Source organism: Nocardioides acrostichi, assembly GCF_015319165.1.
Classification (GTDB): domain Bacteria; phylum Actinomycetota; class Actinomycetes; order Propionibacteriales; family Nocardioidaceae; genus Nocardioides; species Nocardioides acrostichi.
The window spans coordinates 353118-365599 of sequence record NZ_JADIVZ010000004.1 but is presented as its reverse complement, the minus strand read 5'-3'; the positions used below and the strand labels follow the sequence as shown (position 1 = coordinate 365599).

The following is a 12482-nucleotide window of genomic DNA, read 5'->3' as shown; positions in this document are numbered from 1 at the left end:
GCTCATCAAGTACAACACCGTCCGCCCGCACCGAAGCCTCGCTGGCATGACACCCTCGAAGTACGCCAAGATGCTCGACGAGGCGAGTTGTCCGTGAAAGAGGTGGTAGCCGATGAGAGTCCCTACCACCACCGCAAGTGGACCAGTTCGAACATGCCGATCCCAGCGCAACGTCCGACGCACGATCGGCACAAGCTCAAACAAGTGTTGGACCAGAGAACTGGGGCCGAGCAGCCGCAAAAACTGGAGACGACCTCACGCGTGTGGGCCGCTGGATGGGTGACGATGAGCTCCTCAAGATGCAGAGGTCAGGTCAGGTTCAAGTCGGAGGTGGCGGTACAACGCATGTCGCCGATCCGGCGAACATGGCGACCTATGCGAGGCAGGCTGCACCAGGAAGCAAGTACGTTGAGTTCGACGTGCCTCGGACTTCGCTGTTCCCATCGGGCTGGCCAGGTGGAGCGCAGATCCCGGGTCCGAACCACATCCTCGCTCGCCTAGCCGAGCGTCGTGGCTCGCCAGTCCAGTTCCCGGTGCCAGCATGCAACATCGTGGTGGTGGGATCGTGCTGAACTATCTCGATCTCTTGATGGAATGGACGCAGGACTGGAACGGCGTCGGCCGACCGGGCCCATCGGCCCGCGCGCAGCTCGGCGACGCGAACGTTGAAAAGCCATCTGCTTGGCTCGTGCTCGAAGGTGAGGATGCAGCCGGACAGTTGACGGTTTGGGATTCAGGCGAGTGCGAACTGGAGGCATACCGAGTCGCCGATGGCGCGGTGGTGATGCTTGAGCATCGAGACCTTTCCACGGCGGAGGACCTGTGGAGTGCGTGTCAAGCGCTCGTGGTCGCCTGCGGCGGGACTACCGGATGAGCCGAATTGCTTGTCTGCTGCTGACCACGGTGATGGCCGTGTTTGGTTGGCTCGCCTCACCGGCGTTCGCAGTCGTTGCACCTCCAAGTGCTCAGGATGCGATGTACGTCTACGACGCACCGGTCTACGAGGCGCCCGGCAACGACAGCGGGCAGGAACGCGGGCCGCCGGGCGCAGCTGACACCGACACCACCTACGACGCCGTGTTCCTTGGGTGGCACGGCGCATCGCCGCGCGCGGAACGCCGCGCGGCCTCGCCGAGCACCGCCTACGCCCACCCCGGAGCGCGCGCACAGGTCGCGCGGCCTGCAACTACGACGGGTCACCACGTTGTGCTGGCTGATGGGGATCTCTCGTCGTTTGAGCGGGTCGGTGTTGCCGCAAACGGCGGAGCTAATGCCGTCCGCATTGGGCAGGCGGGCGAGAGCGCGGTCAGGTCGGCGTTCGACATCGGGCCGAAGGCGACGCGCGTCATCAACGGACGTACGCGGATCTTCGATGGGCTGAACGACGTCGCGGTCTCCGAGGTCAAGAACGTCCAGCGGTTGTCGTACACGCGGCAGCTTCGGGATTACGCCGTGAGTGTGCCAGTCTGATCTGGCCCCACCTGGAGCCGTAGTGCTGGCTTGAAGTGGCCCCACCCTCGACCTGACCGAGGCCCCGTAGGTTCCGTGCCGTCCGCCAAGACGAGCACGAGGAGTTCGGGGTTTGAAGGAGAGATCGAGAGTGGAGCAGTTCGAACGTATCCGACGAGACGCGCGCGACGAGGGGCTGTCGATTCGTGCGCTCGCTGAGAGGCACAGGGTCCATCGCCGGACGGTCCGTGCGGCGCTGGCCGACGCGGTCCCGCCGCCGAGGAGGCCACCGGAGCGGGTCGCGCCGGTGCTCGGCCCACACGAGGCAACGGTCCGTGGCTGGCTGGTCGCGGACCTGGGTGCGCCGAGGAAGCAGCGACACACCGCACGTCGGGTCTGGCAGCGGCTGATTGAGGAGGAAGGAGCCAGCGTGGCCGAGTCCAGTGTGCGCAGCCTGGTCGCCCGGCTCCGTGTCGAGATCGCCGGCGACAACGTGGGCCAGGTGGCGGTCCCGCAGACCCACCTGCCCGCGGAGGAGGCCGAGGTCGACTTCGGCGAGTTCACCGCCTCGATCGCGGGGGTGGTGATGAAGCTGTTCATGTTCTGCCTGCGGCTCTCGCACTCCGGGAAGGCGGTCCACATCGCTTACGCCAACCAGTCCCAGGAGTCGTTCCTCGACGGCCACGTCGCGCGTTCGAGGCACTCGGCGGGGTGTCGGTCGGGATGATCCGCTACGACAACCTCAAGCCCGCGGTGATCCGGGTCGCGCTCGGGCGGGAGCGGTTCGAGCACCCGCGGTTCATCGCGTTGCGCTCCCACTACGGCTACGACTCCTTCTACTGCATCCCGGGCAAGGACGGCGCGCATGAGAAGGGTGGGGTGAAGGGAGAGATTGGCCGGTTCCGCCGCCGTCACCTGACCCCGGTCCCGCACGTGGGGTCGCTGGCGGCGCTGAACGAGGCACTGGCGGCGGCGGACGCGCGTGATGACGCCCGTCGGATCGGTGCACGTGCCGAGACCGTCGGCGCCGCCGCCGAGCGGGAGCTGCCGCTCCTGCGACCACTGCCGGCAGAGCCGTTCGACGTGGCCGCGACGTTGTCGTGCCGAGTCGATGCCAAGGCCCGGGTCTGTGTGCGCCAGTCCTACTACTCGGTGCCCGCCCGCTACGCCGGCAGGCGCCTGGAGGTCCGACTCGGCGCGACCACTATCCGGGTGCTCGACCCCAGCGCGCACGGCAAGGTCGTCGCGACCCACACCCGGTCGCTGCACAAGGGCACCGAGAACCTCGTCTTGGACCACTACCTCGAGGTCTTGGTCCGCAAGCCTGGCGCGCTGGCCGGGTCGACCGCGCTGGTCGCGGCCCGTGCGTGCGGGGCGTTCACGCCGACTCATCAACGGTTCTGGGAGGCAGCCCGGCGTGCGCACGGCGACGCCGGCGGAACCCGCTGTCTGGTCGGGGTGCTTCTCCTGCACCGCACCATGGCCCCGGCCGCGGTGAGCGCCGGCATGGACGCCGCGCTCCTGCTGGGCAACTACGACCCCGACCTCGTCGCGGTCGAAGCACGCCGCCGCAGCGAGGCGACCACCATCGGTGCGCCGCCACCGGTACCGCTGCCGCCCAGCGCCGCCGCGGCAGCAGGAGTGGTCCGTCCCGTTCCGTCGCTGGCCGGCTACGACCAACTCCTCACCACCAGCCAGGAGGCGTCGGCATGACCAACACCAGCAGCAACAACACGGCACCGGCGGTGCGGGAGATCAGTGAACAGGCGGCTCAGGCAGCCGTCATGGTCGCGGCCACATCGCTGCGCCTGCCCACGGTTCGCGAGCAGGCCGTCGACCTCGCTCGCGCGGGAGCCAAGCAGCGGCTGTCGCACACCGCGTTCCTGGCCGAGATCCTGACCGCCGAGTGCGACGAACGCGACGCACGGCAACGGATCCGACGGGTCAACGAAGCCAAGTCCCCCCGCACCAAACGACTCGCTGACTTCGACACCACCCGGGTCGCCGACCTGCCGCCAGCGACGCTGGCGCACCTGGCCGGCGGTGCCTGGATCGATGCCGGCGAGCCGCTGGTGCTGCTCGGGGACTCCGGCACCGGCAAGAACCACCTGGTCATCGCGTTGGGCACAGCCGCGGCCGAGCAAGGTCGCCGCGTCCGGTACGTGACCACCGCAGCCCTGGTCAACGAGCTCGTCGAGGCAGCCGACGACAAGCAACTCTCCCGCGTCGTAGCCAGGTACGCCCGGCTCGACCTGCTCTGCCTGGACGAAGTGGGCTACGTCCACCTCGATCCCCGCGGTGCCGAGCTGCTGTTCCAGATCATCACCGCCCGCGAGGAGAGGGCATCGATCGCGTGCGCGTCCAACGCACCGTTCAGCGAGTGGGGCGCGACCTTCACCGACCCACGACTCGCCGCCGCGGTCGTCGACCGGCTGACCTTCAACGCCCACATCATCCAGACCGGCACCACCAGCTACCGGCTCGCGGCCAGCACCCGCACGATCGACAGGAAGGAGATCATCCCCGCCTGACCCGCTCGCCGACCTCGGCGAGCGTCAACCCATCCGGGGGTGGGGCCAAATCAGAACAGCACAGTGGGGCCAAATGGGCTTGTCATTCTCACAAGAGGGCGTGGCCAGGCTTCACAACACTTCCGTGGTCTCGGACTTGCGTAGGCTCCCAGAGCTTCTCGTGGCGGCGTCACGAACGTGATGGCGCGGGCGCTCGGCCGGTCGTCACCGTGTTGGGCCCTGGCCCGGTCTGGCAGCTAGGCCACAGCGCTTTCGACTCTTGGGGCTGCTCAAGCGGCTAATGACGGCGGGGCGACTTGGCTGACGGCTCGGTACGTCTCCGGCAGGATGAAGCCGTGGCAAGTTCGGGATCTTGGAAGTACCTCTACGAGCGGCTTGGGGACAAGCGGTTCCAGCAACTTTGCGGAGCCCTCGTCCTTGACCGCTTTCCTGACGTCTCCGTCTTCCCGGTGGGCGAGAAGGACGGCGGCCGGGACATGGTGTCGGGGACCGGTGATCACCGGACGATCCTTCAGGTGAAGTTCTCCGGCGATCGGCGCAAGAAGACCGCGACATGGATGAAGCAGCAGATCAATGGCGAGGCGGCCAACATCAAGCGCTTGGTCGATGAGGGCTGCACCCGCTACATCTTGATGACCAACGTCGAGGGAGGCGCGGCACCTGGATCGGGCTCACGGGACGAGGTCGAAAGGGAACTTACCGCGCTGTCCAAGAAGTACAAGGTCCCGATGTCTTGCGTGTGGGCATCGGACCTAGACGCCTGGGTCGACAACGCACCGTGGGAGATCAAACTCGCCTATGTCGACATGCTTGCGGGCACGGACGCGCTCTTTGCCCTGCTGACATCTCTGACTCTCGAGGATGGCGAGAAGCGCGAGCGCGATATCCTTGTTACCTACGTAGGCACGCACTGGGCACGCGATAGACGCGTGAAGTTCCGCCAGATCGACCTCGTGAGTGACCTGCTCAGCGACCTATTCGTCGAGGTGAGCGCTCATCGATCGAGCGCGCCCCGCGGGACGACGATTCCGCTCATCGACGTCGAGCGTGTCGCCGGTCATCTCCTCGACAAGGCCACTCCGCCGCTGACTCTCCTCGAAGGCGTCCCGGGACAGGGCAAGTCGACTCTCGCTCAGTACGTCTGTCAGGTGTACCGAGCCACCTTCATTGGACGAGACGAGCTGAAGGCGAGCAACGAAGTCCTACCAGAGACTGAGACCGACGAACTTCGCGTGCCATTTCGGATCGATCTGGCTGACTACGCCGAGTGGGCAACCGGAGGCGATCCCTTTTCGATCACCGAGCCTGAAGCTAAGACAAAGCCGAAGGCTCGCCGACGCGTCCGGGTCGAAGACTTCCTGCTGGCCCACGTCGAAGCCGCGGCTCCGGGCCACGACTTGGATGCCAGCGACATCCACAGCATCCTCGACCGGTTCCCGACCCAGATCGTCTTTGACGGTCTCGACGAGGTCGCATCAGCAGAGCTACGCCAAGGCCTGGTCGGCGAGATCGAGGGCTTCATCGGACGCTGGATCCAGGCCCGACCCGGCAACATGCGCGTGCTCGTCACGACGCGTCCCAACGCCTCCGGACTCGCCGAACCCGCACCTGACCTCTTCCAGCGCCTCGTGCTCCAGCCTCTGACAGAGGGCACCCGCAAACGTTACCTCCGGCGATGGGTGGTCGCTCAGCAGGTCGACCCGGCCGAGCGGAAGGGCCTGGAGCGCATCTTCGGCGAGCGCACCGCAGCGCCGCACGTGGCCCAACTGGCCTCTAACCCGATGCAGCTGACGATCCTCCTGCACCTGATCCGAACGAAGGGCGACTCCCTTCCTACCGCTCGCACGAGCCTCTACCGCGAGTACATGAACCTGTTCCTGGCCCGCGAAGCCGCCAAGTCGCGTGCCGTCCTCGACAACCTGGCTGACCTCGAGGAAGCCACCGCCTTCATCGGGTGGTTCATGCACGCACTGACGGAGGTCGACGCGACATCCACGCGCCTGTCAGCGGCACGCATCGTACGTGAAATGACCATGTACCTCGCCAGCGTCCAGAAGGAGACCGACGGCGTGCAGGGGCTCTTCGAGGCACTGCGCGATCGAGTCTGGGTTCTCACGAGCAAGCACACCGACACCTACGAGTTCGACGTTCAGTCGATACGCGAATTCTTCGCTGCGCGATTCCTCTACGAGTTCGCGCAGTCAGACAGCGGGCATGGATACGAGCCCGAGAACGCACTTGTCGAGCTTCTCCCACGTTCGTACTGGTCAAACGCCGCACGGTTCCTGGCGGGTCACTTCCAGGCCCGCGAAATCGCAGAGTTGGCAGATCTGATCGAGACGCGCTTGGGCGACGTGATCGGGGCCCGCCAAATTCGCACGACACTTTGGACCTTGCTCGCCGACGGCATCTTCAAAGAAAGGCCACCAGCACAGTCCCGCGTCGCGAAGATGCTTACCGATGGCCTCTCGGTTCGCTTCTTGGCGCCAGAGCTCGTGCACGGCTTCACCCTTCCTACTATTCCAAGCGACTTCGGCGCCCAGGTCCTGGGCGAGGCACTCCGTAACGTTGTCACCAAGGACCCCACCTCTCCGATAACACGGCACAGGCTTACCGTCGCCGCCGCGGTGAGCGACCACAACGAACTCGAGGTCTGGTGGCAGTCCGAACTGGGCAAGACCGCCGGCAGGCCCGAGGAGACGGCCTGGCTCGTCGCAGGAGGCTCTCGTCGACTGGCCGCGTCCCTACCCGCCACGACGGTCGATGCTCTCGCCCTGAAAACGCCCGAGACGGCGGTTGCCGCGATCGAAGCAGGAGTCACGCCGGCCGACGGCTCACCGAACGCTCAGCTGCTGCTCGACGCCGTTCTCGACGGCGACTGCTCCGACGCCATTCCTCACGGAACCTCCGAGGCCAGCGACCTGCTCCGCGTCGTCGCACCTCGCGTGCTCATGATGATGACCGGTCGCGACCAGGTCGGCGGCAACCTGAACCTCGGTGGACACCGTGCCTTCGCCATCCGAGAAGGCGAGCGAACCGCCGCGCTGAAGCGCCTTGCCGAACGCCGTGGCAACCGGGATATCCAGGAGGCCCTACGCATCCACAAGAACGAAGGCGGCACCACCACACGGTGGGTGAACACTGCGCGGGCACTCACTGCGGCCTACGGTCGGCCGACCTGGCTCGCCACCGAGATCGCAGCCATCGCGGCGGCGCTACCCGAGCAGAAGTTCCTCACTGGCGGCAACATGACCAAGGGTGCCCCCTGCTTCGGAACGAGCATGGACTACGGCCAGTGGCTACCAGCAGTCAGGGCTCACAAGTCAGATCGCAAGTGGTGGACCGAGCAAGTCGAGTCGTGCGACTGCGAACACGCCCAGGCGACCTGGGTCCTCGGACTTCTCGTTGCCGGCAACCCAGCCGTCGTCATGGCGCTGATCCCCGAGATCGCCGACATTGTGGACTCACTGCCTGAGCGGGAAAGGGCCGCCCTCTTGGCAAGCAGTAGTCGAATCGCCGCCTCCGGACTGCCACGCACCCTCGGCACCCCGCAACTCAACGACGATGCCTCCGTGGAACTGCGCCTACTGCTCGGGCACTACTCAGATGACCCGACCGCGCTCTTCGACGACGATCTGATCATCCAAGCCTCGGCACGCGGACTAGGCTCATGGCCCGCCGCCCGTGCCGCTGGCGAGCGCTTCCGGATAGACCCATCGCTGAGCACCTCCCGCCTCGTGTCGGCATTCGGTGCTGGGCCGACGGAAGTGCTCCCACTGGAAGGCGACATGCCAGCAGACGTCGCCCAACACATACTCACTAACCCCACGGACTTCTCGCTTGGCTGGCTCATCGCCGCGGATCGGGCACTCACGTCAGCCGCATACTCGAGACCCCTCAAGAACCATGCGGATGTGGCCTGGGGCATCTGATGCCTCGGGGCCGGTGGCGCGCACTGGAACGCAATTCGCCGATCTCCCGCCCGATTCGCATCGATGCGCACCTACGATTCGCCGAGCGCGTCGTTGCGACAAGGCCGTTGGCAGCAAGCCCTGGAGCGGTGAGGATTGATCAGGTGACAGCGCTTACCCGGCAGCCTGGGATCCACGGGCCCATCGGAGACCTAACAACGACACGGGGACTGGCGCGCATCTTGCTCACGGACAACCCCACCCTCGACCAGCCGTCGTTCTTCTATACGTACGTTGCGCTCGCGGAATGGCTGCCGCCCGAGCACCCAGTCGCAATGTTCGTCACGTTCATATCTCTCCCGAAGGATCGTCGCGAGGTCAACCTGATCTATGCCGATAGCGACGTGCGGTTCGACCCAGCTCGAGATCATGAGTACAGCGTGGCCGTGCAGATCGGCAAGTGGCTCTTCTCCGAAGGCCATTTAACTCACCACTCCGTCGATCGAAACCCCGAGGGCGATAGGTGGGCACAAGCGGTCGGCGGCATACTGCCTCCGCTCGCTCCGGCCGATGACCCACACAGGGGAAATCCCGAGGCCACCGTGCGGAGTGGAAAGCGGGCGCTGGCTGCGCTCAACGCCACAGCTTGGGACGCCTACTTGCCGGCGTAGTGGTCAAGCGACGGGCATGACAGTCCGCATTCGATGTGGTCCTGGACGACTGGTCCCGGCAGAATCGGAGCGTGAATCTCGTTCAACACCGGCCCCAACTCCGGCGAACCCCTTACTACTGATGGCCACGCCTCGCGACGTGGACCTTCTGCTCGCCGGTGACCCGTTCTGCAGTCGGCACGGGTGGATGAGTCACGTCTTCCTTCATAAGGCAGCGCACACGGTTGCAGCCCTCGACCGAGACATCGAGTTCACTCACGTCGAGATACCGGTGCCGGCCGAGTGGGATACGAAGCATGGTGGGGAGCTGATGCTCGGTGGCGTCGTGCTGAGCGGCACGCCGTCCTGGCGCACCAGTGCCGAGGCCAATGCGGGACTCGAAATGGCATTGGCCGGCATCGTCACCGAGAGGGGTGCCTTCGGTCACTGGCTCGACGGTGGATACGCGGGTGACATGAGGACGTGGGGACGCGCTACCGGCGTGGCAGGCGAGAACCCCGGCGCGATTCGGGATCAGCATGAACGCCTACTTGGCTGCTCGCTATCCGATGTGATGCGGCGGACTGAAGCGTGGGTTGTCGATTCCTACGAACGCATCGCAAAGGTCGCTACGGCCCTGGCGGGTGGGGCAAGCAGTGGGACGACGAGCCGCGTGGATTACGCAGCGGGCCCGTGGCAAATCAGCTCGGAAGAAGCGGCGGCTGCGGCCAACTCCTGACCCCGGGCAGGGGAGTGTCCCTGGTCCGCTGGTTACACACTGGTTACACCAACCAACGAAAAACGACCCCTGTCGCTGACAAACGTCGAAAGACGTTTGTGCAGGTCAGAGGCCGTTTTCGACCGCTACTGACAGAGGCTGAAAAGCCTCGGATCAGATGTCGTAGTACAGCTCGAACTCGTGCGGGTGCGGGCGCAGCTGCACGGGGGCGATCTCGTTGGAGCGCTTGTAGTCCACCCAGGTCTCGATGAGGTCGGGGGTGAACACGTTGCCCTGGGTGAGGAACTCGTGGTCGGCCTCGAGGGCGTCGAGCACGGCGCCGAGGCTGGTCGGCACCTGGTCGATCTCGGCCATCTCGTCGGGCGGGAGCTCGTAGATGTCCTTGTCGATCGGGTCGGCCGGCTCGGTCTTGTTCTTGATGCCGTCGAGACCGGCGAGCATGAGGGCCGAGAACGCGAGGTAGGGGTTCGCCGACGGGTCGGGGAACCGGGTCTCGATGCGCTTGGCCTTCGGGTTGGAGCCGGTGATCGGGATGCGCACCGAGGCGGAGCGGTTGCGCGAGGAGTACACCAGCGAGATCGGGGCCTCGAAGCCGGGCACCAGGCGGTGGAAGGAGTTCACCGTGGGGTTGGTGAACGCCAGCACGGCCGGGGCGTGCTTGAGGATGCCGCCGATGTACCAGCGGGCGGTGTCGGAGAGGCCCGCGTAGCCGGTCTCGGAGTAGAACAGCGGGTCGCCGTCCTTCCACAGCGACTGGTGCACGTGCATGCCCGAGCCGTTGTCACCGAAGATGGGCTTCGGCATGAAGGTGACCGACTTGCCCTGCGCCCACGCCGTGTTCTTGATGAGGTACTTGAACTTCATCACGTCGTCGGCTGCCTTGAGCAGCGTGTCGAACTTGTAGTTGATCTCCGCCTGGCCGGCGGTGCCGACCTCGTGGTGGGCGCGCTCGACCTGGAGGCCGCAGGACTCCAGGTTCTTGACCATGTCGGCGCGCAGGTCGGAGTAGTGGTCGTACGGCTCGACCGGGAAGTAGCCGCCCTTGAGGCGGGTCTTGTACCCGAGGTTGTCCTCGCCCTCCTGGCCCGAGTTCCACCAGCCCTCGACGGAGTCGATGTGGTAGTAGCCGGCGTTCACGTCGGTGGAGTACCGCACGTTGTCGAAGATGTAGAACTCCGCCTCGGGGGCGAAGTAAGCGGTGTCGGCCACGCCGGTGGTCTGGAGGTAGGCCAGCGCCTTGCGGGCGATGTTGCGCGGGTCGCGCGAGTAGGCCTCACCCGAGATCGGGTCGTGGATGAAGAAGTTCAGGTTGAGCGTCTTCGACTTGCGGAACGGGTCGATGTAGGCCGTGGTCGGGTCCGGGAACAGCGACATGTCGGACTCGTTGATCGCCTGGAACCCGCGGATCGACGATCCGTCGAAGCCGAGACCGTCCTCGGCCACCGACTCGTCGAACGAGCTCACCGGCACCGTGAAGTGCTGCATGATGCCCGGCAGGTCGCAGAAGCGGACGTCGACCATCTCGACGCCCTCGTCCTTCACGTACTTGAGGAGCTCCTCAAAGCTCTGGAACATTCGTCCTCCTGAGGCTGTCCATCGTGGGGCAGCCGAACCGATCTTTGCCTGTGAAGAGTGGACAGCCCGGGGGCGCCGTTGCCTCGGGGCGGACAACCCTCACCCTACGAGTGGGGGCGTTTCCTGACCGTATCGGATGTGTTTCGCTGACGTAACACAGTGTGGGTTCAGGGCCTTGTGGCCTGCCGTTTAGTCTGGACGTCGTGACGAGCCCGACGCCCGGCGTCCAGCAGGCCACTCCCGAGACGGCGTCCTGGCCGCGACGAATGCTCGCGCTGGCCGTCGACTGGTTCGCCTGCATCCTCGTGGTCAGCCTCTTCACCCCCGTGTACGGAGTGGACGCCGGCAACCGCGGCTCGCTCGTCGTTACCGGCCTCTTCGTGGTCGAGTCCGCCCTCTTCACCGCCGCCGTCGGCGGCTCCTTCGGCCAGGTTGCGACCCGGCTGCGCGTCGTCCGCGTGGACGGCGACCCCCGGCCGCTGGGACTCCTCCCGGCGCTGGGGCGTCAGGTGCTGGTCGCCCTGGTGATCCCGCCGCTGGTGTTCCGACCCGACGGCCGCGGACTGCACGACCTGGCCACCGGCTCGGCCTGCGTCACGATTCAGACGCACCTGGCTCTGCGCGGCTCCGCTGTCGGCGCTCGCCGCTAGGCTCGCAGACATCCCTCACGGCTCGCTTCAGGAGACCACCATGCACCGTCTGCCCACTCGCCGTACCTCGTGGCGCATCGCTGCCTGGGCGGTCGCGACCCCTCTCGTGCTCACGGGGCTGTCTGCCTGCAACGGCGACGACTCGAACGACGCCTCCGCCACGTCGTCCTCGGCGACCAGCGCCCCGGTGACCACCTCCGCCTCGGCGTCCACGTCCGCCTCGCCGTCGGACGGCGCCTCCAGCGAGACCGACGCCCCGAGCGACGGCAGCGAGGTCAGCGCCCAGGAGTTCGGCGACCTGATCACGGCCGCGTTCGCGAAGGCGACGACGGCCACGGTGACCACCACGGTGACCACCACGATGTCGGGCCTGGCCGGATCCGGCGGCGACCTGACCGCGAAGGGCCAGGTCGACTTAAGCCAGAAGCCGTTCGCGATGGCGGTGACCATGTCCGGCCCCGGCCTCGGCGACACCGGCGGTGCCGGCATCGAGATGATCCTGGTCGACAACACCATCTACATAAGCGCGGGCCTGCCCGACCTCACGTACTTCAAGAGGCCGCTCGACGACCCCAGCCTGCCGATCAGCGACCTGAGCAAGCAGATGGATCCCACCGAGCTGGTCAAGAATGTCACCGCCGGCACGTACGAGGGCGAGGAGACCATCGACGGGCAGACGACCCGGCACTACACGGTGACCGTCGACAACGCGTCGTTCGCCAAGGAGTTCGGTGGTCTCACCTACCTCGCGGGCGCCCGCGCCTCGCTGCCACAGTCCGTCGACGAGGAGGTCTGGTTCGACGAGGAGGGCCGCATTGCCCAGCTGGTCGTCGACCTCGGCAAGTCCGGCACTGTGAAGACGGAGTACACCGGCTGGGGCGATCCCGTCGACATCAAGGCGCCGCCCGCCAGTCAGGTCACCGACATGAGCGGGATGACCAGCCCCTGACCGGCAGCCGCTGATGCCCGTTCAGGCG

Annotated in this window: 10 protein-coding genes and 1 pseudogene; 10 read left to right on the top strand and 1 reads right to left on the bottom strand. The window is 66.2% G+C overall.

Going from position 1 to position 12482, the window contains the following annotated elements:
- Positions 1–137 precede the first annotated feature (137 nt).
- The 8 genes and pseudogenes from ISG29_RS21940 (at position 138) to ISG29_RS11485 (ending at position 9280) form a co-directional block, all read left to right on the top strand.
- Entirely contained in the window at positions 138–572 is a 435-nt protein-coding gene (locus ISG29_RS21940) for a TreTu family toxin (RefSeq protein WP_456237963.1), read from the top strand.
- Positions 566–874 carry an immunity protein TriTu family protein gene (locus ISG29_RS11515; RefSeq protein WP_194503546.1) on the top strand — a complete coding sequence of 103 codons (309 nt, stop codon included), beginning with the start codon at positions 566–568 and terminating at the stop codon, positions 872–874. Before ISG29_RS21940 ends, ISG29_RS11515 begins: the two co-directional genes overlap by 7 nt.
- Before the next feature lie 101 nt (positions 875–975).
- Positions 976–1470 (top strand): putative toxin, encoded by a 495-nt coding sequence (locus ISG29_RS11510; protein ID WP_207792989.1) that lies wholly within the window; start codon positions 976–978, stop codon positions 1468–1470.
- Between the two features lie 112 nt (positions 1471–1582).
- A pseudogene (gene istA / locus ISG29_RS11505) lies at positions 1583–3162 on the top strand (IS21 family transposase).
- Positions 3159–3980: an IS21-like element helper ATPase IstB gene (gene istB / locus ISG29_RS11500; RefSeq protein WP_194503544.1), complete on the top strand. Its 822-nt coding sequence runs from the start codon at positions 3159–3161 to the stop codon at positions 3978–3980. Before istA ends, istB begins: the two are co-directional and overlap by 4 nt.
- Before the next feature lie 335 nt (positions 3981–4315).
- On the top strand, positions 4316–7912 hold the full coding sequence (locus ISG29_RS11495) for an NACHT domain-containing protein (RefSeq protein ID WP_194503543.1): 3597 nt from the start codon (positions 4316–4318) through the stop codon (positions 7910–7912).
- Positions 7913–8055: 143 nt separating this feature from the next.
- Entirely contained in the window at positions 8056–8562 is a 507-nt protein-coding gene (locus tag ISG29_RS11490; RefSeq protein ID WP_194503542.1) for a hypothetical protein, read from the top strand.
- A 139-nt stretch (positions 8563–8701) separates the two neighbouring features.
- Complete coding sequence (locus ISG29_RS11485; RefSeq protein WP_194503541.1) at positions 8702–9280, top strand: hypothetical protein; 579 nt, start codon at positions 8702–8704, stop codon at positions 9278–9280.
- Between the two features lie 153 nt (positions 9281–9433).
- Here ISG29_RS11485 and glnA read toward each other — a convergent pair whose 3' ends face one another.
- Positions 9434–10855 (bottom strand): type I glutamate--ammonia ligase, encoded by a 1422-nt coding sequence (gene glnA / locus ISG29_RS11480; protein WP_194503540.1) that lies wholly within the window; start codon positions 10853–10855, stop codon positions 9434–9436.
- A 203-nt stretch (positions 10856–11058) separates the two neighbouring features.
- On the opposite strand from glnA, the gene ISG29_RS11475 reads away from it, so the two are divergent.
- Both ISG29_RS11475 and ISG29_RS11470 read left to right on the top strand, forming a co-directional pair.
- Positions 11059–11505, top strand: a complete 447-nt coding sequence (locus ISG29_RS11475) for an RDD family protein (RefSeq protein ID WP_328828846.1) — start codon at positions 11059–11061, stop codon at positions 11503–11505.
- Positions 11506–11545: 40 nt separating this feature from the next.
- Entirely contained in the window at positions 11546–12454 is a 909-nt protein-coding gene (locus tag ISG29_RS11470) for an LppX_LprAFG lipoprotein (RefSeq protein ID WP_194503539.1), read from the top strand.
- The last annotated feature ends 28 nt before the right edge of the window (positions 12455–12482 follow it).